At 32.9% G+C, this 20,885-nt stretch carries 21 protein-coding genes; 6 read left to right on the forward strand and 15 right to left on the reverse strand.

Annotation, left to right across the window (positions count from 1 at the left end):
* Window positions 1–190: 190 nt before the first annotated feature.
* Entirely contained in the window at window positions 191–1,141 is a 951-nt protein-coding gene (locus MST30_RS06690) for a nicotinic acid mononucleotide adenyltransferase (protein ID WP_243473610.1), read from the forward strand.
* A gap of 49 nt (window positions 1,142–1,190) precedes the next feature.
* On the opposite strand, the gene MST30_RS06695 is transcribed toward MST30_RS06690, so the two are convergent.
* The 5 genes from MST30_RS06695 to MST30_RS06715 form a co-directional block, all read right to left on the reverse strand.
* Window positions 1,191–2,210, reverse strand: a complete 1,020-nt coding sequence (locus tag MST30_RS06695; RefSeq protein WP_243473611.1) for a transglutaminase domain-containing protein — start codon at window positions 2,208–2,210, stop codon at window positions 1,191–1,193.
* Between the two features lie 2 nt (window positions 2,211–2,212).
* Window positions 2,213–2,890, reverse strand: coding sequence for a carboxypeptidase-like regulatory domain-containing protein (locus MST30_RS06700; protein ID WP_243473612.1), 678 nt, complete (start codon window positions 2,888–2,890; stop codon window positions 2,213–2,215).
* A 121-nt stretch (window positions 2,891–3,011) separates the two neighbouring features.
* Window positions 3,012–4,313, reverse strand: a complete 1,302-nt coding sequence (locus MST30_RS06705) for a TlpA family protein disulfide reductase (RefSeq protein WP_243473613.1) — start codon at window positions 4,311–4,313, stop codon at window positions 3,012–3,014.
* Between the two features lie 41 nt (window positions 4,314–4,354).
* Window positions 4,355–7,693: a transcription-repair coupling factor gene (gene mfd, locus MST30_RS06710; protein WP_243473614.1), complete on the reverse strand. Its 3,339-nt coding sequence runs from the start codon at window positions 7,691–7,693 to the stop codon at window positions 4,355–4,357.
* Between the two features lie 56 nt (window positions 7,694–7,749).
* The gene (locus tag MST30_RS06715) at window positions 7,750–8,388 is read right to left on the reverse strand and encodes a transglutaminase-like domain-containing protein (protein WP_243473615.1); all 639 of its coding nucleotides are present in this window, start codon (window positions 8,386–8,388) and stop codon (window positions 7,750–7,752) included.
* Window positions 8,389–8,571: 183 nt separating this feature from the next.
* Here MST30_RS06715 and MST30_RS06720 point away from each other — a divergent pair, with 183 nt between their 5' ends.
* Entirely contained in the window at window positions 8,572–9,003 is a 432-nt protein-coding gene (locus MST30_RS06720) for a tellurite resistance TerB family protein (protein WP_243473616.1), read from the forward strand.
* A gap of 52 nt (window positions 9,004–9,055) precedes the next feature.
* Here MST30_RS06720 and fbp read toward each other — a convergent pair whose 3' ends face one another.
* Window positions 9,056–10,063: a class 1 fructose-bisphosphatase gene (gene fbp / locus MST30_RS06725; RefSeq protein WP_243473617.1), complete on the reverse strand. Its 1,008-nt coding sequence runs from the start codon at window positions 10,061–10,063 to the stop codon at window positions 9,056–9,058.
* A 130-nt stretch (window positions 10,064–10,193) separates the two neighbouring features.
* On the opposite strand from fbp, the gene MST30_RS06730 reads away from it, so the two are divergent.
* Genes MST30_RS06730 through MST30_RS06745 form a run of 4 tightly spaced genes read left to right on the forward strand, consistent with a single transcriptional unit; the run spans window position 10,194 to window position 14,783 of the window.
* Window positions 10,194–10,682: a GNAT family N-acetyltransferase gene (locus tag MST30_RS06730; RefSeq protein WP_243473618.1), complete on the forward strand. Its 489-nt coding sequence runs from the start codon at window positions 10,194–10,196 to the stop codon at window positions 10,680–10,682.
* Window positions 10,669–11,919: an aspartate kinase gene (locus tag MST30_RS06735; RefSeq protein WP_243473619.1), complete on the forward strand. Its 1,251-nt coding sequence runs from the start codon at window positions 10,669–10,671 to the stop codon at window positions 11,917–11,919. The genes MST30_RS06730 and MST30_RS06735 overlap by 14 nt, the downstream gene beginning before the upstream one ends.
* Before the next feature lie 19 nt (window positions 11,920–11,938).
* A complete protein-coding gene (locus MST30_RS06740) occupies window positions 11,939–13,768 on the forward strand; it encodes a lysophospholipid acyltransferase family protein (RefSeq protein ID WP_243473620.1) in 1,830 nt (609 codons plus the stop codon).
* The gene (locus MST30_RS06745; protein WP_243473621.1) at window positions 13,758–14,783 is read left to right on the forward strand and encodes a carboxypeptidase-like regulatory domain-containing protein; all 1,026 of its coding nucleotides are present in this window, start codon (window positions 13,758–13,760) and stop codon (window positions 14,781–14,783) included. Before MST30_RS06740 ends, MST30_RS06745 begins: the two co-directional genes overlap by 11 nt.
* Window positions 14,784–14,820: 37 nt before the next feature.
* On the opposite strand, the gene MST30_RS06750 is transcribed toward MST30_RS06745, so the two are convergent.
* The 9 genes from MST30_RS06750 to rsmA all read right to left on the reverse strand — a co-directional run bounded on the left by MST30_RS06750 (window position 14,821) and on the right by rsmA (window position 20,883).
* A complete protein-coding gene (locus MST30_RS06750) occupies window positions 14,821–15,297 on the reverse strand; it encodes a hypothetical protein (RefSeq protein WP_243473622.1) in 477 nt (158 codons plus the stop codon).
* A gap of 57 nt (window positions 15,298–15,354) precedes the next feature.
* Window positions 15,355–15,741 carry a VOC family protein gene (locus MST30_RS06755; protein ID WP_243473623.1) on the reverse strand — a complete coding sequence of 129 codons (387 nt, stop codon included), beginning with the start codon at window positions 15,739–15,741 and terminating at the stop codon, window positions 15,355–15,357.
* 1 nt (window position 15,742) lies between these two features.
* A complete protein-coding gene (locus tag MST30_RS06760) occupies window positions 15,743–16,201 on the reverse strand; it encodes a DUF1801 domain-containing protein (protein WP_243473624.1) in 459 nt (152 codons plus the stop codon).
* A 20-nt stretch (window positions 16,202–16,221) separates the two neighbouring features.
* Entirely contained in the window at window positions 16,222–16,728 is a 507-nt protein-coding gene (locus MST30_RS06765; protein WP_243473625.1) for a DUF4199 domain-containing protein, read from the reverse strand.
* 102 nt (window positions 16,729–16,830) lie between these two features.
* A complete protein-coding gene (locus MST30_RS06770; RefSeq protein ID WP_243473626.1) occupies window positions 16,831–17,241 on the reverse strand; it encodes a response regulator transcription factor in 411 nt (136 codons plus the stop codon).
* A gap of 9 nt (window positions 17,242–17,250) precedes the next feature.
* Window positions 17,251–18,189, reverse strand: a complete 939-nt coding sequence (locus MST30_RS06775; RefSeq protein WP_243473627.1) for a 2-hydroxyacid dehydrogenase — start codon at window positions 18,187–18,189, stop codon at window positions 17,251–17,253.
* A gap of 82 nt (window positions 18,190–18,271) precedes the next feature.
* Window positions 18,272–18,637: a cupin domain-containing protein gene (locus MST30_RS06780; RefSeq protein WP_243473628.1), complete on the reverse strand. Its 366-nt coding sequence runs from the start codon at window positions 18,635–18,637 to the stop codon at window positions 18,272–18,274.
* A 27-nt stretch (window positions 18,638–18,664) separates the two neighbouring features.
* Window positions 18,665–20,038 carry a magnesium transporter gene (gene mgtE / locus MST30_RS06785; RefSeq protein WP_243473629.1) on the reverse strand — a complete coding sequence of 458 codons (1,374 nt, stop codon included), beginning with the start codon at window positions 20,036–20,038 and terminating at the stop codon, window positions 18,665–18,667.
* Window positions 20,039–20,094: 56 nt separating this feature from the next.
* Window positions 20,095–20,883 carry a 16S rRNA (adenine(1518)-N(6)/adenine(1519)-N(6))-dimethyltransferase RsmA gene (gene rsmA, locus MST30_RS06790; RefSeq protein WP_243473630.1) on the reverse strand — a complete coding sequence of 263 codons (789 nt, stop codon included), beginning with the start codon at window positions 20,881–20,883 and terminating at the stop codon, window positions 20,095–20,097.
* Between the last annotated feature and the right edge of the window lie 2 nt (window positions 20,884–20,885).

Below are 20,885 nucleotides of genomic sequence, written 5' to 3' on the forward strand. Positions count from 1 at the left end.
TTCAAAAATACATAAATTAAGTGATTTCCTTAACGAATTGTATGTCAGACTGAGCTTGTCGAAGTCTTTATTATTGTTATGGTTTTAAATCGCTTCGACAGGCTCAGCGTGACAAATACAAAAATTGAATTTAGATTTTTGGCACAGGTTTTGAAATTATATCAACAGTAACCCTTAAAACCGTTGAATTATGAAGACATTAAAATTACTTTTCGGATTTGCACTTAGTGCTACGCTCCTTACATCGTGTTATACGGAAGAGTTACATATTAACGATAATGGGCCTACAATTTCTTTAAATCAATTATTGCAGTCTTACGATTTATGGTATGTAGATATTAATGCAACTCAAGGCTATGGAGAAACACCATTTTTGCAAATTGCATTTACCTTAACTTTTGATAATGGTCGCCTTTTTGCTAATAATAATTTAGTGGATTTTGGTAGTCAAGGCAATGGTTTTGGTGTACAAATAGGAAACTATGATGCATATGACATGATATTAGATGTTAACCATGTAATTGATGGGTATGATAGTTTTGATGTGTATCAAATAGACAACAACACAATAGAATTGTATAACCCATATAATGATACCTCCTACTTTTTAGATGGCTATCAGAGATCTACGTTTGATTACGATTTTGTATTCTATGATAACATTCATTATTTCTTGCAAGAGTATGAAGCTTGGGAAAAAGTTTATACAAGCAACTATGGAGCTATAAATGAATTTGATAATGAGAACTACTTACAGTTTTTATCTGGCGGAAATGATGCTACGTTTAGAAGTTCTCAGGATGTAAATATCTATAATCCAGATAATATCCATTGGGATTATACAGGTGTGTATGGCGTAGGTGATGTGTCTGGAAATATGTACCTAAAAACATTAACATTAGATTATGATTTCTTCGACAATGAATTCTTTGAATTGAGCGTTATTAATGATGGAACTATAGAGCTATATCATCCAAATTCTGGAACAGTATATGAGTTTGAAGGTAGAGGATATATAGCGTATTATAGAAGTTCTGATACGCAAGGCAATATTACAAAGAAAGAAGAAATGCCTAAAAAGCGTAAACAAAAAACACCTAAGGTTGATAACCCTAGAGAAAACACAAGAATAGGAAGCTAAATTTTGGTTGGTTATTTAGTTTCAAAAACGCTCAGATAAAGTACTTGCTTTACTGAGCGTTTTCTTTTGAATGAACCTTAAAGGTGTAAGTAGCGACAATATCATTATTGAGTTTAAGATGAATATCATACCAGCCTTTGTGTTTTAATTTTGAAGTAAAGGTGATAGTATCATTATTATTTTCAATGTCTTCAATTTTTAAGTTGTGCTCGTTTTCACTAATGTACTGGACTAGTTTGATTTTATTGATATCACAGTCTTTTAATTCTTTAAACTGAAATTTGATACTTTCATTTTTTTCAACTTCAGTTATTAGCTCTTTTGGATACTCAGGAATAATATTGTGTTTAAATGTTTCGCCATAGATTATCGGTGAAGCATAAAATTCTGAATGCTCAAGCTCATCATTGAGTAACCATTCTTTTTTTAACGGATAATGACTTTTTGCAAACAAAACAGGATCAGCTAAAAAATAACCGTCGTTATAATCTTTTATAAATCTACCATTTTCAATATAACCACATGCCCAAATAGCATCTACCAAGTACCATTTGTTATTTAAGTTTACAGCATTCCAAGAATGATTAGCCAGTTCTAAAGATTCTGTATTTGTTGTTGCTGTTCTTGCAAAACCATTGACTATTTCGCAATCTATGTTTACCAAAAAGCAAAGCTCTTTTATGAGGTAAGCAAAACCGGTACATACAGCCTTTTTTTGTTTTATTAACCGTTTAAATGTGTTGTTTTTTAGGTATTTATTATTCCATGCTTTGAAGGAGATACTGTCATATTTAAGACGTTCTCTCTTGCTTAAAACTCTATTACCTTGATTAGCATCAACTTTTATGTTTTGGCAAACCCATAAATAGATAGCTCTAAATTTTTCAACATCAGTATCTAGTTTTGATGTTAGCTCATAGGCAAGTAATGGTAAATTTTCTAGGCTGTGACCGTAATTTAGTTTTACAATGTTATTTGCTTTAGTAAAGTCTATAGTGTCAAAGTCCCTTTTTTGGGCAGTGCATAAGTTCTGGATAACGATGAAGCATAAAAAAAGCCATTTTTTCATTGCTACTCTCTCTTTTTTGATTTGTAAACTTCTTTTACGGCAACTTTACCCATAAGTACTATTTCACAAGAATCCATATTTACTTCTAATTCTATATTGAGATTGCTTTTTTCTGTAATTGTAATTTTTTTGGTATCTAGACCAACATAGCTAAAGATTAAAACATCCCCCTTTTTTAGTTTTTGAGGAAATTCAAAATATCCATCAAAATTAGTTTGTGTTCCTATTGCAGAGCCTTCTAAGATTACATTGGCACCAGGTAGAGGTAGCCCATCATCAGATGATAATACAGTGCCTTTTACTGAAATAAGATTCTCTTTGGATGCATCTTCATTTTTTGTATTGTCATTATCCATACTAGAGTTAGTTGTGTTTTGGGCTTCTGTTTTAAAGGAAAACAATGAGAGACAAACCACAGTAATACCACTTAAAAAATTGAAAAATTTAGTTTTCTTTTTTGGTTGAATAGTAGTGTTAAGTTGACTTTTGGTAAATCTTCCACAAGTATCAGCAGTCATTTTGTTTTTAAAATAATTAGAGATGTCTTCTGATGTCATTTGTGTAAAATCTATGACTTCTTTAGTACAAGTTGCACAAAATCCACCTTTTTCTGTTTTTTGGAAATTTTTGAAATTTTCATGACAAGGCTCACTTATGGATAGATTTAATTCATTTTTCATGAGAATAGTTTTAAAGTTACGCTTCAAACCTATCCTTTAATTAGAAAAGAAAAAATTTATATTGAGTTAACAGTCCGTTATAAAAAGTGAACTAGCTAAATGAATGAGTAATGAGTTATGATTATAAATCCTTTAAAACCACCTCCAGATCCTCAAAAGCATAAGGCTTTGCTATAATAATCTTGTCGCTGCTCAACAAAAAGTACATTGGTGTAGCTGCAATGCCATAGGTTTTTACAATTGGGTTTTCCCATTTGCCTAATCCTATAGTGTGTACAAAATCGGGATAGTTTTTAATTTCCTCAGTCCATTTAGAAGGTTCTTCTTCTAAGCCAAAAGCAACAACTTTTAGATTATCGTTATTAGCTACTAATTCTTTTACTTTTGGGAGTTCATTAAGGCAATGTCCACAAGTACTGCTCCAAAAGATAAGTAAATAGTATTCAGAACCTTTAAGATCGTGGAGACTTGTGGTGTTTTGTGATGAAGCAATTTCAAAATTTGGTGCTTTTGTACCAATAGACGTGTTTTTATAAGAGCTTATTGTTTCGGCTAACACTATATTACCTGTTTGATTTGCTAAATCTAATAAGTACTTATCTGTAATGTAATTAGCAACTGTATTATTTTCCTCAGAAGCAAAACGTTGCCATAAAAGATCTAGGAGGTATGTTTTAATAACCAAATCTTTATTGTTTATAGCATTAGCTACATCGTCTATCAAAGATTTGTAAGTGTCGTTAGTAGGATTTTCTACCAAATTAAAAATATAAGATAGTACACGATCTACCAAAAACGTTGAACTTTGTAATATGTAGTTACTAAAGTCTATTTGACTGAAGTAGTGCTTTTTTACATTTTTGGAGTAGGTGTTTAGATCTTCATATTCCGTTGGAATATAAGGTCTATTAGCCATAATAAATGCTGAAGCTAATCGTCCTATGGCTAAAGCTTCGTATGATGTTTGAGTGTCTTTTAAAACTTTAAAAACAGCTTTAAAACCTTCTTTGTCTTTTCCATCCCTTTCGTAATAATTGGCAATGGTTTGGTTAACCATATCCATACTTTTTAAGTATGATGCCCAAAGTTTGTTTTCTTCGGATTCTGTAAATTCTACACCATTTTCTTGACTAAATTTGAAAGCTACAGTCTCTTTTCCGTCGTAAATAAAATCAAAGTTGTTTTCTTCTGGTGGAATGGCATATACGATTTTATAAATGCCTGGAGCAGCACTGGAATCTATTTTAATTTCAAACTTTCCTTCGGTATTTAACTCACCATGATTTACATAATTAGCACCTTGTGGTGTAGCCTCGTATAAAAAGGCATGTGTAAAATCTTTGGCAGGCGAAAAGGTACCTTTTACACTTTGACCTATAGCTAAAAGCGGAAGTATTAATAAAACGGTTGCTAGTTTTTTCATATTCAGTTTTAAAATTTCGATGCACAAAACAACTTCAATAATTAAGCCATAATAGGCTGCAATGCCTTTAGCGCTGTTGAAACGTTATTGATCCTCTCAAAAGTAATTAATAATCTCAAACCATTTCGGGTTTGTTTTTCTTTCATTTTACATTTTGAAGCATTCATTTGTACAAACCGTAAAACGCTACTAAAATCGTTACTCTGATAAAATTTACTTTGCTGATCTTGAATAAAGTAACCGATAAGTTTTCCTTTTTTCATAATCACTTTTTCAAGTCCCATTTTAGTAGCAATCCATTTTAAACGAACACTATCAAACAAATCTTGAACTTGTGTTGGCAATTCACCAAAACGGTCTATAATTTCAGATTCAAATTTCTGAAGTTCTTCTTCAGTTTTTATCTCGTTGAGTTTGGTGTACAGATTTAGACGTTCTGTAATATTGTTAACGTAATCATCTGGAAATAGCAATTCAAAATCCGTATCTATGGTAATGTCTTTTACATATTGCTTAGGCTTGCTATCATCTTTGTATAAGTCTGCAAATTCTGACTCTTTAAGCTCTTCAATAGCTTCATTTAATATTTTTTGATAAGTGTCAAAACCGATATCATTTATAAAACCACTTTGCTCACCACCAAGCAAATCTCCGGCTCCACGAATTTCTAAATCCTTCATAGCAATATTAAAGCCGCTACCAAGCTCGGTAAATTGTTCTAATGCTTGTATACGTTTACGCGCATCGGTAGTCATAGCAGAATACTCTGGTGTTATAAAATAACAGAATGCCTTTTTGTTACCACGGCCAACGCGACCTCGCATTTGGTGCAAATCACTTAGTCCAAAATTATTAGCGTTATTAATAAAAATAGTATTGGCATTAGGGACATCTAAACCACTTTCTACGATAGTAGTACTTACTAAAACATCAAATTCACCATTCATAAACGCTAGCATTAACTGTTCTAGCTTTTTACCATCTAACTGACCGTGACCAATGGCAATTTTAGCATCTGGTACCAAACGTTGAATCATGCCTGCAACTTCCTTAATATTCTCTATGCGATTATGAATAAAGAACACCTGTCCACCACGTTGAATCTCGTAACTCACAGCATCTCTAATCGTTTCTTCGCTAAAACGAATAACGTGACTTTCTATAGGATATCGATTTGGAGGTGGAGTTGTAATGACCGATAAATCTCTGGCAGCCATTAAACTAAATTGCAACGTACGCGGAATAGGTGTTGCTGTTAGTGTGAGGACATCAACATTTTCTTTAATGGTCTTCAGTTTTTCCTTTACAGCGACTCCAAATTTTTGCTCTTCGTCTACAATGAGCAGTCCTAAATCTTTAAATTTTACGGTTTTATTAGCGAGTTGGTGCGTACCAATTATAATGTCTACACCACCTTTTTCAAGGCTTTCTAAAGTTTCTCGTTTTTCCTTGGCAGTTCTAAAACGGTTCACATAATCTACCGTAACCGGAAAATCTTTTAAACGTTCTTTAAACGTTCGGTAATGTTGATAAGCTAATATAGTTGTAGGTACTAAAACTGCAACTTGTTTACCATTATCTACTGCTTTAAAAGCAGCTCTTATAGCAACTTCAGTTTTACCAAAACCAACATCGCCACAAACTAAGCGATCCATTGGTCTTTCGCTTTCCATGTCTGCCTTTATATCTGCTGTAGATGAAACTTGGTCTGGAGTATCTTCATAAATAAATGAGGCTTCTAACTCCAACTGCATATGACTATCTGGAGCGTACTGAAAGCCTTTCTTTAACTTACGTTTGGCGTAAAGTTTAATAAGATTAAAGGCTATTTCCTTAACACGAGATTTAGTCTTTTGCTTAAGTGCTTTCCAGGCTTTACTTCCTAGTTTGTAAACTTTAGGGGGTTTACCGTCTTTACCATTAAACTTGGTAATTTTATGTAAAGAATGTATACTTAAATATAGTACATCGCGCTCTCCATAAACCAATTTTATAGCCTCTTGTTTTTTACCTTCTACATCTATTTTTTGAAGTCCTCCAAATCTTCCAATACCATGGTCTATGTGCGTAACATAATCTCCGACTTCTAAGTTGGTGAGCTCCTTAAGCGTAATAGCTTGCTTTTTGGCGTAACCGTTTTTTAGGTGGAACTTATGATAACGATCAAAAATCTGATGGTCTGTATAAACTGCAATTTTATTGTCGCTATCTATAAAACCTTGATAAAGTGATAATACGACTGTTTTATAATGAATTTCTTCTTGTTCGGCATCATCAAAAATATCGTGAAAACGCTTGGCTTGCTGTTCGCTCACACAGGCTATGTAACTGGTAATACCGTTAGCATGATTGTCGTTTAAATCTTCAATTAAAATATTGAATTGCTTATTAAAAGACGGTTGTGGTTTGGTGTTGAAAGAGATAACATCACTGCTAAGTACTTGAGATGAACCAAACTCAACCAAGTTATAGTCTAAAAATTGTCGTTTTAGTAATTCTGAATTACAAAACAATTCTTCAGGAACTGCGTGCTTAATCTCTTTAGATAAATTTTTGAAGGCCTCTTCAGCCTTTCCAAAAAACTCATCAATTCTTGAGAAAATAAATGAAGGGTTTTTAGCAAATAAAACCGTCTTGCTAGAAATATATTTTAAAAAGCTTTCACGTTGCTCTGCAATCTGCTTGTTAGCAACATTTGGAATGATGCTTACTTTTTTAATACGCTCGGTAGAGAGTTGTGTTTCTACATCAAAAGTTCTAATACTATCTACTTCATCTCCAAAAAATTCAATTCTGTAAGGCTCATCATGCGAAAATGAAAAGACATCGATGATTCCGCCTCTTACAGAAAATTCGCCTGGTTCTGTAACAAAATCTACACGTTTAAATTTGTATTCAAAAAGAACTTCGTTTACAAAATCGATACTCAATTCATTACCTACAGCAATCTTTAAGGTGTTTTTTTCTAGTTCTTTTTTGGTAACCACCTTTTCAAAAAGCGCATCAGGATAAGTGACAATAATACACGGCTTTTTGCGAGAATTGATGCGATTAAGCACTTCTGCTCTTAAAAGTACATTGGCATTGTTGGTTTCCTCTATTTGGTATGGTCTTCTATAACTGCCAGGATAGAATAAAACATCCTTATCATTGATGAGTTGTTCTAAATCGTTGAGATAATAGGCAGCTTCTTCCTTGTCATCAAATATGAGTAAAAATGGTTTTTCAGCCGACTTAAAAACTTCAGAAACAACAATAGAAAAAGATGAGCCTACAAGGCCTTTTAGGTGTGTCTTATTTTGAGTTTGGGCAATAGAATTCTGCAGATTTTGCAGTTGCAAAGTCTGTGAAAAGGTTTGCGAGATTAGAGTTTTGCTCACTAGATTTTCCCTTATTTAGTAAAAGGGCAAATATAAGTATGTTTTGATTAATTGCTCTAAAATTGAATATTCTTTGCTCCCAAATAAGTTTTATACAATTCAGGATAATTGTCTTTGAAAATAGATTTGATATAGTCTAGAGGTACATCTTCAAAATGACCATAATCCTCTAAGTAGGTCATAAATTTATCACTGTCTTTGTTATATTCTTGCAATACAGAATCTTCTGTGCCATCAAAATCTAACACATCAACATTATACATTTTGCAAAGTTCCTTGTTAAAAGCAGGTGAGCATTTTTTCCATTGTCCATTGAGAAATACGTCTACCAAACCATGAGGTGCAAGTTCGTTGGTGCCCAATTTTGCTTCTAAACGTTCTGTTGCAATATGATTAGAAACTTTAGCTAGCCTCAACCTTGCAGGAATATCCAATGCGCGCAAACCAGCAATAAGAAGTATGGCTTTATCTATACAATGTGCTTGTTGTTTTTTGGCAATAGTACTGGCTTTATAATGTTCTTCAGTAAGTCCGATTTCAAAAGGACTGTAGCGCCAACTGTCTCTAACCTTTAGATAGAGATTTTCAATTTTTTCCTGATTTGAATTCAAAAGACACGCCTCTTTAATTAAATCCTGAATTTGAGGACTATTATAATCGTAGTAATAGGTTTCTTCTAGATATTTAGTGTTCATATTAGAATAGGAATCAATATGTAACAAACTTATTATTTTAAATCTTAAACAAATAAAGGATATGGGATTTTATGAAAAATATATAACGTCAATTCTCAATCTATAACAATTGAAAAATCTTTAAATTTTCATTTTAAAACCTTAAGGTTTAGACTATATTTGTGCCCATTAAAAACATAAACTATGTCATTTTCAGATTTATTCGATAGTGGTTTTAAAAAGCGTAATGAAGATCATTTTGCAGCTATAGTAAGAGTTGCCATGAGTGATGGTGTTATTAGCGATGCTGAAAAAGCGTTTTTAGACCGATTAGCGACACGACTAGATATTACAGAGATTGAGTATAAAGAAATACTTAAAGATTACAAATCTCACCCAATTAATCCACCAACATCTTATGATATGCGTTTAGAGCGTTTATATGATTTGGCTCGTATGGTTTGGGTAGATGATATTGAAGGTCCTAACCAACATTGGTTACTAGAAAAGATATGTGTAGGCTTAGGTTTTCATGCTCAAAACGTAAAGTATATTGCAGATAAAGCTTTAGCTTTAGCTTACGAAAAAGTAGACTTGGATACTTTTATTGATGAAATGAAAAACATGAATAAATAACCAAAAGATTCAATAAAAAAAGCGAACAGAAATGTTCGCTTTTTTTATTTTGTTATTCAGCATTTCGCATAAATTCTTCAGCTTTTTCAACCATGTTTTTACTACCACAAATAAATGGTACACGCTGATGTAATTCGGTTGGCTTAATGTCTAAAATTCTATTAAAACCATCACTTGCCTTACCATTAGCTTGTTCTGCTAAAAAAGCCATAGGATTACATTCGTATAACAATCTGAGTTTACCGTTACTTGCTTTAGAGCTTTTAGGATACATGTAAATACCACCTTTAATCATGTTTCTATGAAAGTCTGAAACCAAAGACCCTATGTAGCGACTCGTGTAAGGTCTGTCTCCTTCTTCCATCTGGCAATATTTTATATAGTCTTTTATGCCTTTTGGAAAATGAATATAGTTACCTTCATTAACAGAATAGATTCTTCCATCTTCTGGGAACTTCATGTCTGGATGTGATAAGTAAAATGATCCAATTGCTGGATTTAAAGTAAATCCATTAACACCATGTCCAGTAGTGTATACCAGCATGGTAGACGTACCATAAATAATGTAACCAGCAGCAACTTGTTGATTTCCTTTTTGAAGAAAATCTTCAATGGTAACAGGTGTTCCTACAGGAGTTACACGCCTGTAAATAGAAAAAATAGTTCCTACAGAAACATTAACATCAATGTTTGAAGAACCGTCTAAAGGATCTATCAAAACCACATATTTATTTTGGTGGTTTTCATCTTGGCTATTTATAGCTATAAAGTCATCTTCTTCTTCACTGGCAATACCACAAACAATGTTTCTTTTGGTCATAGTTTGTATAAACTTGGTATTAGCATATACATCTAACTTCTGCTGATCTTCTCCTTGTACATTGGTGTCTCCAGCAGCTCCAAGAATATCAACTAAACCAGCTTTGTTAACTTCATGATTAACTACCTTGGCAGCAAGTCTAATAGAATTAATAAGACGAGAAAGTTCTCCTGATGTATATTTAAAGGATGCTTGGTTTTCAATTATAAATTCACCAAGGGTTTGTTTGCGTTGAGACATGAAGCTTTATATTGGTTAACTGCAACAAATATCGCATTTTTTAACAAACTATAACGTTTTCGTGATTTAAATAAATTGTTATCTAAACTCAGTTTAGATTATATTTGAGTTCTTTTTTATAAAGTAAAGAATGAACCAACCAAGACTTGCAACAAAAGCGGATATGCCAAGAGTATTAGAGCTCATTAATGAATTGGCAGTATTTGAAAAGGAACCAGATGCTGTAGAGGTAACCCAAGAAATGTTAGAGTGTGATGGATTTGGTGATAACCCAAAGTTTACCTGTTTTGTAATAGAGGTTAACAATAAAGTTGAAGGCATGGCCTTGGTTTACACAAGATATTCTACATGGAAAGGCGAGGCCTTACATTTAGAAGATTTAATTGTAAGTCAATCGCAAAGAGGAAAAAACTTAGGAACGCAACTTTTAGATACAGTTGTGGCATATGGGAAATCTCTAGGAGTAAAACGTATTAGTTGGGAGGTGTTAGATTGGAACGAGCCAGCAATAACCTTTTATCAAAACAAAGGAGCAAATGTAATGAGAGATTGGGATGTGGTTCATTTAGATGAAAAAGCTATAGAAAACTATTTAAAAAATTGTGATGCGCGTTTATAAATTTGGTGGTGCTTCGGTAAAGGATGCGGATGGTGTAAAAAATTTAGCCTCTGTTTTAAAAGAAACAGGTTATGACAATACATTAGTTGTTGTCTCTGCAATGGGAAAAACAACCAATGCAATGGAAGTTGTTATCAAAAATTATTTTGAGAATAAAGGAGAGTTACAAAGCTCTATTCACGATGTTATTAAATACCACAATGAGATTCTGTTAGATTTATTCGATAACGAACGTCATGAAGTATTTACTGCTGTAAAATCACTTTTTGATGAATTGAATATGTTTTTTAAAAGTAATAAGTCACCAGATTACAATTACGTATATGACCAAACTATCGGTTTTGGTGAGTTAATATCTACAACAATAATTAGTTATTACTTAAATGAGATAGGTTTAAAAAATAATTGGTTAGATGTTAGAGAGTATATAAAGACAGATAACTACTATAGACGAGCTAACGTAAATTGGGACTTAACGCAAGAGTATATTTCTTCAAAATTTAATAAGTCAGTTCTTAATATTACACAAGGTTTTTTGGGTAGTGATTCTAATAATTTTACAACAACTTTAGGACGAGAAGGAAGTGATTACACTGCAGCTATTTTTGCATATTGCCTCAATGCTAATAGTGTTACCATTTGGAAAGATGTTCCAGGTGTATTAAATGCAGATCCACGTTATTTTGAAAATGCTCAGCTACTCAACCAAATTTCGTACAGAGAAGCAATAGAGTTGGCATTTTATGGTGCATCTGTTATTCATCCAAAGACCTTGCAGCCATTACAGCAAAAGGAAATTCCGTTGTATGTAAAATCATTTGTAAACCCAAAAACAGAAGGTACTTGTGTAAGTAAAGGAAAAGCGATAGAGCCAGAAGTGCCTTGTTTTATCGTTAAGAAAAATCAGATTTTAATTTCATTATCGTCATTAGACTTTTCGTATATCGTTGAAGAAAATATTAGTGAAATATTTAGTTTATTGCATCTTTACAAGATGAAAGTAGATGTTATTCAGAATTCAGCGATAAGTTTTTCGGTATGTATTGATAATATTTACAATAATCGTGATAAATTGTTGCAACATTTAAAAGCTAAATTTAACGTAACATGTTATGATGACGTTAGTCTTTATACAGTTAGACACTATAATGAAGAGGCTATAAATGAGCTCGAAAAAGATAAAACCGTGTTGCTTAAGCAACTAACACGAGAAACAGTTCAAATTGTAACTAAATAACATTTACTACATTTGTTTAATGAGGAAATCATCTGATATGGGTTTAGTAACTGCAAAGGAAGTCGCAAAGGCTATTAACGCTGATAAGTATGGTTTCTTAGGAACTTTCTTTGGTTGGCTACTCATGAAAGTACTTAAAATCTCTACGATAAATAAGATATACAAGCGTAATAAGCACCTATCTGAATTAGATTTCTTAAATGCGCTGTTAGATGACTTTCAGATAAAATTTGAAATTCCAGAAGAAGATTTAAAACGTTTACCAAAGGATGGAGCTTATATTACGATTTCAAACCATCCTCTCGGTGGAATAGATGGTATTTTACTTTTAAAACTGATGCTTGAGCAACGCGATGATTTTAAAATTATAGCCAATTTTCTTTTGCATCGAATAGAACCTTTAAAACCTTATGTAATGCCTGTTAATCCTTTTGAAGATCGAAAGGATGCTAAGAGCAGTATCACAGGTTTTAAAAATGCTATTTTACATTTAAAAGAAGGGCACCCATTAGGTGTTTTTCCTGCAGGTGAAGTGTCAACTTACAGAGACGGCAAGTTGGTGGTAGATAGACCATGGGAGGAAGCGGCTATGAAATTGATAAAGAAAGCTGAAGTACCAGTCGTTCCAATTTATTTTCATGCTAAAAACAGCAGATTATTTTATAGGCTTTCAAAAATTAGCGATACACTAAGAACAGCCAAATTACCTTCGGAATTATTGACTCAGAAACGGAGAACTATTAAAGTAAGAATAGGTAGACCAATTTCCGTCAATGACCAAAAAGAGCATGAAACACTAGAGGATTTTACAGATTTCTTAAGAAGAAAAACCTATATGCTTTCTAAAACTTTTGAAGATAAGCCTAAGATTTTAGACAATATTAAGTCAACAGTAAAAGTACCTAAACCACCTAAGCGTATTATAACTCCAATCGATACAGAATTGATGGTTACTGAGGTGGAAAACCTAAGAGAAAAAGATTGTAGATTGTTGGTAAGCAAAAATTATGAAGTGTTTTTAGCTTCTGCCAATGACATGCCAAATATCTTAAGCGAACTAGGAAGGTTGAGAGAGATTACCTTTAGAGAAGTTGGAGAAGGTACAAATGAAGCTACCGATTTAGATCAGTTTGATGCCTATTACCATCATATGTTTTTGTGGGATAGCGATAAAAACATAGTTGCTGGTGCCTATAGAATGGGATTAGGTTCTGAAATTTTTGAGCGTTATGGTATCGATGGGTTCTATCTTCAGGATTTATTCCGCTTTGAGCCAGAGCTATACAAAATGATGAGCCAATCTATTGAAATGGGTCGCGCTTTCATTATTAAAGAATACCAACAAAAGCCAATGCCATTGTTTTTGCTCTGGAAAGGCATTGTGCACACCACATTACGTTTTCCTGAACACAAGTATCTGATAGGTGGTGTAAGTATTAGTAATCAATTTTCAAACTTCTCTAAGAGTTTGATGATTGAGTTTATGAAATCGCATTACTACGACCCTTATGTGGCGCAATATGTGCATCCTAAAAAAGAATTTAAGGTAAAGCTAAAAGATGCTGATAAAGAATTTGTTTTTGATGAAGCGGAAGCCGATTTAAACAAACTCGACAAGCTGATTGATGAAGTAGAACCAGGAGCACTACGTCTACCCGTTTTATTAAAAAAGTACATTAAACAGAATGCCAAAATTGTAGCATTTAATGTAGATCCATTATTCAATAATGCTGTAGATGGATTAATGTATATTAAGATTGCAGATTTACCAGAAAGTACGGTAAGACCTGTTATGGAAGAGTTTCAGGCAGAGTTAGAACGTAAATTTATGGACAGTAATGATAAGTAGATTATTATGCTTTCTACTACTTCCAACCATCTGTTTTTCACAAACACTTACAGGTATTATTTTAGATGCCTCCACTAGCAAACCTTTAGAAACTGTTGCTGTTTATTTTGATAATACTACCATTGGAACTACTACCGATGGTGAAGGTAAGTTTTCCATAAGTTATTCCGATGCTATACAATCATCTCTTGTGATTTCTTATTTAGGCTACGAAAAAGTAATTATAGAAGATTATAGAGCCAAAAACGATATTACAATAAAACTAAAACCCACAGATGTAAGTCTTGATGAGGTGTTTATAGATTTTGATGATGGTTTAACCAGAAAACAAAAACTTCGATTATTTAGAAAAGAATTTTTAGGAAGTTCAAAATATGGTAAATCTTGCAAAATTTTGAATGAAAAAGACATCGTATTACGATATGATAAAAAAAGAAAGACTTTATATGCCAATGCGGATGTACCTATTATCATAAAAAATAAAGTGCTTCAGTACGAGATATCTTTTGATATGATAGACTTTGAAGCTATCTACCGATATGTAAATTTAAAACAACAAGATTTTGCTTTAGATAGAGTGGCTTATGCTGGCACATCATATTATAAGAACCTAGAAAAAGCAGATAAAAAAAGAACAAAGAGAGCACGAGAAAAAGTATATGAAGGTTCTGTACAGCATTTTATGAGATCGTTGTTTCATAAAAGTCTAAAAAAAGAAGGCTACGAGATTTACAACAAAGGGTTTAAAGTAGATGAGTATAAGTACTTTAAAATTGAGGAGAAAGACAGTTCTGGTCTTAAAGAAGTTTCACTAAAGCAAAAAGTATCAATTTTATACGACAGAAAGGAACAGAGTGATATAAACGTATATGTTGATAGCTTTTTTTTAGACGCTTATGGCAATTATTCAGCAATAAAAGGTGTTTATTTTAACGGTGCCATGGGAAGCCAACGTATGGGAGATACGTTGCCTCTTGATTATGGATTAAACACAAAAAAAGAAACTCAGAGCTAAATAATTCTGAGTTTAAAAAATTTAAAGGATTCTATAATTACTTCTTACCAAATAACTTACTAAAAAAGCCTTTAGTTTTTTCTTTAGCTTCGTTATAGGTTTCTTTTGCATCTTCTGCTAAGTCTTCTAGTTTTTCCTCTGCCTCGTCGGCAAATTCACTTATTTTCTCACTAGCCTCATTTGCAAACTCTTTAGCTTTAACCTTAGCTTCCTGATAAGTTTCTTTGGCATCTTCAGCAAATTCCGCTGCCTTTTCTTTTGCATTGCTGTAGATTTCTTTAGCATCCTCGTTAATAAACTCAGTTGCTTTATCTTTAGCTTTACCATACATTTCTTTAGCATCGTCAGCAAGTTCGCTAGCCTTTTCTTTTGCAGAATCAAAAGCTTCAGAAGCACTTTCTTTAAAGTCCTTTGCTTTTTCAGATGCAGCTTCTGTAGTTTCATTAACCGTTTCCTCGGTTTGGTCTACAGCCTCTTTTGCTTTGTCTTTTAAATGTTTGTTTTCTTCTGTCATTGTTAATGGTTTTTAGTGGTAATTATATGTAGAAGAATATGCCAAATCGTTACAGAATTATTTAAATGCTTGATCTACTGGCTCCCAAAGTTCTATTTTGTTGCCGTCATTATCTAATATCCAACCAAACTTTCCGTAGTCGTATTCTTCCATTTCTCCAACTATTGTGACACCTTCTTGCTTTAAAGTCACTAATAATTCTTTTAAATTTTCAACTCTATAGTTAAACATAAAGTCTTTCTTAGAAGGCTCAAAATATTTTGTGTCTTCAGCAAACGGACTCCATTGTGTAGAACAATCGTTACCTTCTTTGTCTTTCCACCAAAACGTACAACCATAAGCATCAGTGTTAAAACCTAAGTGTTTTTTATACCAATCTTTTGAGGCTTGCGGATCTTTTGTTTTGAAAAATAATCCACCAATTCCTGTTACTCGTTTTTTCATTTTATTTTTTCTTTAAGGCTGATTCATAAATATCTATCCATTCTTCACTACTCATCTTTTTAGTAAGTTCACCAATGAGCTCAAAGGGTATCTCATCCATTTTTTTAAATCTAATACAACTTTTGCCCATATCTAATTTGCGTTTGCAATGTTTAGGATATTCACCAACAAACCAATCAAGTAATTCTTTCTTAGCATAAATGCCCATATGATATAAGTTTATAGAGTTTTTTTGCGAAGCAAAACTCATAAAAGGTAGTGGTGTATTAGGATCACAATGGTAACCATCAGGATAAACTGAGTGTGGTACGTAGTATCCAATCATTTTGTATTGCATGCCTTCTTCAAAACCTTTAGGTAAGTTATCTTTTATAACCTTACGAAGTTTTTTGAGAGTGTCTTGCCGTTCTTCTGGTACCTGACTTATATAATCTTCTGGTGATGTTGCGTCGTATTGCATTTTATAGATTGATTTAGTAGTTATTTTCTTTGAAGGATTAATCCTGAAATTAAAGATATGATAAATCCTATTACAAGTACGGTAAAAAACATAATGGCGGCCATAAAGCCTGAGCCACCATAGTTTTTCATTTGGGTAGTTAATTCAGTTTTTTTGTTTTCAAGTTCTTGGCCAGAGTATAACGTTTCGTAGCTTTTCAAAGTTTTTGCTAAATAGTCTTCTGCAAAATCTGGATTGATAACGGTTGTATACAAATAATCAACTATTCCAACACCAAGACCAACAAAAGCAGATATTAAAACACCAATTAAAAGCGCTTTGCCAAAAGTTACTTTTCCATCATTAACTTGATCTCTAAAATGTTTGATTCCAAAATAAACAAATGATAAGGAAGCGACCATTGAGCCATAACCAATAATTTCTTGAGTAGTGTAACTTAAGCCACCACCAAAGGTTAGTGCTAATCCAAAAATAACGGCTCCAAGTATTAATCCGTAGCCGCCAAATTTAAGTACTGTATTTTTCATGTTTTATAATTTTAGTTTACAGCAAAAGTAGTTTGAGAGTTGATTTTGAGACTCATACTAAAGTACCAAAGCAGTAGTACTAAAGTCTAAAAGTAGATATTTTTAAATAATTTTAAGTGATTTTGCAATTTGGATGGCTTGCGTTCTACGTTTAGCATTAAGTTTTAATAATAAATTTGAAACATGCGTTTTAATGGTACTTTCTGAGAGAAAGAGTTTTTCACCAATTTCTTTATTAGATAAACCGTCAGAAATAAATTTAAGAACCTCGTATTCTCTTGTAGTAATTTCTAATTCTGTTATTTTGTTTTCATCAATTTCAGTTGAATTTGATGCGCTCTTATGAAGTGATTTTTTATTGATATAAATACCAATGAAGAAGAAAGTTAGTGCAATAACTGAGACCACAACTTCAATACTAATATTTCCTGTGGTTAAAGTATATTTACTAAACTGAAATAGTAATAAAATTGCTAAAATCAACAATCCAAAAACAAGAATGGTTTTCTTCATGTTTTAAAATTAGCAAAATTTTGCTTTAATTTTATCTACGATGGTTTGTGCAAGTTTAATATTGCTCTCAACCGTCCAACCTGCTACATGAGGTGTTAGGAGTACATTTTCTGCATTAATAAGATATTCAAAAGCTGCTGGCATTTTGCTAGATGTAAAGAGGTTTTCAAAAGACGATTTTTCGTATTCTAAAACATCTAATCCAGCACCTAGTATTTTACCAGTTTCTAAAGCGTTAACTAAATCAGCTGTTACAACACTTTTACCACGAGCTGTATTGATAAGCCAAAACGGCTTCTTGAATTTATTGATGAATTCTGAATTTACCATGTTTATAGTTAATTCAGTTTGGGGTGTATGTAGGCTTATGACATCCGCTTTTGTCTGAAGTTCTTCTAACGAGACTTGTCTGCAATTCTCATCTCCAACATTATCTTTTATGTCATAACAAAGCACGTCAACATCAAAACCTCTTAGCTTTTTAGCAAAGGCTTTGCCCATATTACCATAACCGATTAAGCCAACTGTTTTGCCATCGAGCTCTATACCTCTGTTGGCTTCTCTTAGCCATTTGCCTTGTCTTACTTCGCGATCAGCTTTGTTCAATTTATTAAAAAGCGATAAGAGCATCCCTAATGCATGCTCGCCAACGGCATTTCTGTTACCTTCTGGTGCAGAAATTAAATACACACCCTTTGCTTGAGCGTATTCACAGTCAATATTCTCTATGCCAGCTCCAACACGACCTATGAATTTAAGATTTGTAGCTGCATTTAAAAATTGTTGGTCAATGGTAAACCGACTTCTTATAATAATGCCATCATAGGTTTCAATTTTAGCTTCAATTTCTGATTTGGATGTGGTATAATCTTCGTGATTGGCAAACCCTAAATCGTTCAGTTGATTTAAGAGTAAAGGATGGTTTTTGTCTAAATGGAGAATCTTCATAGTTGTTATTCTGAATTTGTTTCAGAATTTTTTTTATTGTTGAGATACAAAATTAATTTCAGTGTCTTAACTCAAAAAAAACTTATATTTTCGGATAATGCGTTTGCGTCTTTTCGTGTTTTATGTTTCCAGTATGTGCTGTACTTAGTTTTTCAAAAAGTAATACATGTACCTCTTCATCGTTTTTTGTATAAGGGTTATGTTCTACACCTTTTGGTACAACAATTAATTCGCCTTCTTTAACGACTTCTGTGCGGTCTCTATATTGCATGTATAGTGTCCCTTTAATGACTTGAAATAACTCGTCTTCATCTTCATGACTATGCCAAACAAACTCGCCTTTTAATTTAGCCAGAATTACTTGCATGTCGTCAACTATAGCTATCTGATGAGGATGCCAGTTTTTATCGAATTTTGAAAATTTTTCTTTGATGTTTATTGCTTTCATGTAGTAAAGTTACGAAAGCAGTTACAATTAGATACCAAGAATTAATTTTGAAATCATTAAATAAATAATTATTCCAAAAATATCATTGCTCGTAGTAATGAAAGGTCCTGTAGCAATAGCAGGATCAATACCTCTCTTGTCTAAAAATAAAGGAATAAATGTACCAACGAGACCTGCAACAATAATAACAGCAATTAATGATATTGAGATTGCTAAAGCAAATAAAGTATCTCCTTGGAAAATAGCTACAAAACCAAAAAGAAAAACAGATAAAATTACACCGTTAAGTGCTGCTAAAAGCATTTCTTTAATTAGTCTTTTGTTGATACTTCCTTTGACATCGTCATTTGCTAAACCTTGTACAATGATAGCACTAGATTGTACACCAACATTACCAGCCATTGCTGCTATAAGAGGTGCGAATAAAAATAAAATCTTAAACTCCTCAGGCAATCCACTTTCAAAAAAATGCATAATTACATAAGCTCCAACACCACCAACTAAGCCTAAAAATAACCAAGGTAAACGTGCTTTGGTGAGATCAAAAATACTGTCATCAGAATCTACATCTTGCGTAATACCTGCTGCTAATTGGTAATCTTTGTCTGCTTCTTCTTTTAAGACATCAACGATATCATCAATGGTAATTCTACCCAAAAGTGTTTGGTTATCATCAACCACAGGAATGGCCTCCAAATCGTATTTAGCCATAACTCTTGCTACATCTTCAGCATCATCTTTTACGTTAACATAATCTACATTGTCCTTAGCTATGTCTGCAATTTTCTGATCACTCTTTGCAACAATTAAATCTTTAAGTGATAAGCGACCAATCAACTTTTCTTCTTTATTGACTACATAAATAGAGTGTACGCGAGTAACCTCCTTGGCTTGTCCTCTTATGCGACGTAAACAACCAGCAACAGTCCAGGTTTCGTAAACTTTAACAAGCTCTTTTGCCATTAAACCACCAGCAGTATCATCATCATAAGCCAAAAGCTCTTTGATTTCTGCTTTGTGTTCTTCATCTTCAATCTGAGAGATTACAGCTTCTTGTCGCTCTTCGGGAAGTTCCGCAATAATATCTGCTGCATCATCGGTATCTAGCTCTTCAATTTCTTCGGCGATTTCTTTAGCCGATAGATTTTTTAAAACCTTCTCACGATTGTCCTCATCGAGTTCCATTAAAACATCAGATGTGGTTTCAGAATCAAGAAGTTTTATGACATAAAGCGCATCATCGAGATCTAGCTCATCAAGAATTTCTGCAATATCAGCGTAGTGAAACTCATTTAAAAGCAATTTGAGTTCTTTGTCGTTTTTGTCTTCGACAAGGACTTCTACTTTTTCAATAAGCTCATCTGTAAGTTGAAATTGTATGTTGTCTTGAGTTTCTTCCACGTGATGGTTTTAATTTTTTTGATTTCATTTTAAAATCAATCGAAATGACAGCAAAATTAATTTTGGTCATTTTCAATAAGCGAAGTCAGCTCAATAAATTGTGAAACACTTAATTGCTCTGGTCGCTGCCCAAAGATAGTATTTGCTTTTAAATTATCGGAAAGATTGAAGGTTTTTAAACTATTTCGCAATGTTTTTCTGCGTTGCTGAAAACCTGTTTTCACAACTTTAAAGAATAAAGCTTCATCACAAGGCAATGTAAAATTTTCTTTTCGTTTTAGTAATAGCACACCAGAATCTACCTTTGGTGGCGGATTAAATACTGAAGGTGGCACTGTAAATAAATATTCAGCATCATAAAATGCTTGGGTTAAAACAGAAAGAATACCATAGATTTTAGAACCTTCTTTAGAACAAATGCGCTGTGCAACTTCCTTTTGAAACATACCTGAAAATTCTGGTATTTGATAACGCATTTCCAAGGTTTTAAAAACTATTTGAGACGATATGTTGTATGGAAAATTACCAATGATAGCAAAAGCTTGATCCTTAAAAATTTCAGTTAAATCGTATTTTAAAAAGTCCTTTTCGTAGATTCTATCTGAAAGGTTGAGGTAGTTGTTTTTAAGATACTCAACAGATTCTGTATCAATCTCTATAACGTGAGTTTTAATATCTTTTTTGAGAAGATATTTAGTCAATACACCCATTCCAGGACCAATTTCTAACACGTCTTTATAGCCTTGCAGTGTTAAGGTGTCTGCAATTTTTTTGGCAATATTTTCATCTCTTAGAAAATGTTGTCCTAAATGTTTTTTTGCTCTAACTTGATCTTGATTTGACACTG

This window comes from Winogradskyella sp. MH6, assembly GCF_022810765.1.
Taxonomy (GTDB): Bacteria; Bacteroidota; Bacteroidia; order Flavobacteriales; family Flavobacteriaceae; genus Winogradskyella.

Coding starts and splice junctions, on each gene's coding strand:
- MST30_RS06715 (WP_243473615.1), bottom strand. CDS start 8,388: ATGAACACTAAATATCTAGAAGAAACCTATTACTACGATTATAATAGT.
- MST30_RS06695 (WP_243473611.1), bottom strand. CDS start 2,210: ATGAAAAAATGGCTTTTTTTATGCTTCATCGTTATCCAGAACTTATGC.
- MST30_RS06705 (WP_243473613.1), bottom strand. CDS start 4,313: ATGAAAAAACTAGCAACCGTTTTATTAATACTTCCGCTTTTAGCTATA.
- MST30_RS06730 (WP_243473618.1), top strand. CDS start 10,194: ATGAACCAACCAAGACTTGCAACAAAAGCGGATATGCCAAGAGTATTA.
- MST30_RS06770 (WP_243473626.1), bottom strand. CDS start 17,241: ATGAAGAAAACCATTCTTGTTTTTGGATTGTTGATTTTAGCAATTTTA.
- MST30_RS06775 (WP_243473627.1), bottom strand. CDS start 18,189: ATGAAGATTCTCCATTTAGACAAAAACCATCCTTTACTCTTAAATCAA.
- MST30_RS06755 (WP_243473623.1), bottom strand. CDS start 15,741: ATGAAAAAACGAGTAACAGGAATTGGTGGATTATTTTTCAAAACAAAA.
- MST30_RS06780 (WP_243473628.1), bottom strand. CDS start 18,637: ATGAAAGCAATAAACATCAAAGAAAAATTTTCAAAATTCGATAAAAAC.
- fbp (WP_243473617.1), bottom strand. CDS start 10,063: ATGTCTCAACGCAAACAAACCCTTGGTGAATTTATAATTGAAAACCAA.
- MST30_RS06760 (WP_243473624.1), bottom strand. CDS start 16,201: ATGCAATACGACGCAACATCACCAGAAGATTATATAAGTCAGGTACCA.
- MST30_RS06765 (WP_243473625.1), bottom strand. CDS start 16,728: ATGAAAAATACAGTACTTAAATTTGGCGGCTACGGATTAATACTTGGA.
- MST30_RS06735 (WP_243473619.1), top strand. CDS start 10,669: ATGCGCGTTTATAAATTTGGTGGTGCTTCGGTAAAGGATGCGGATGGT.
- MST30_RS06750 (WP_243473622.1), bottom strand. CDS start 15,297: ATGACAGAAGAAAACAAACATTTAAAAGACAAAGCAAAAGAGGCTGTA.
- MST30_RS06740 (WP_243473620.1), top strand. CDS start 11,939: ATGAGGAAATCATCTGATATGGGTTTAGTAACTGCAAAGGAAGTCGCA.
- MST30_RS06745 (WP_243473621.1), top strand. CDS start 13,758: ATGATAAGTAGATTATTATGCTTTCTACTACTTCCAACCATCTGTTTT.
- MST30_RS06690 (WP_243473610.1), top strand. CDS start 191: ATGAAGACATTAAAATTACTTTTCGGATTTGCACTTAGTGCTACGCTC.
- MST30_RS06700 (WP_243473612.1), bottom strand. CDS start 2,890: ATGAAAAATGAATTAAATCTATCCATAAGTGAGCCTTGTCATGAAAAT.
- MST30_RS06720 (WP_243473616.1), top strand. CDS start 8,572: ATGTCATTTTCAGATTTATTCGATAGTGGTTTTAAAAAGCGTAATGAA.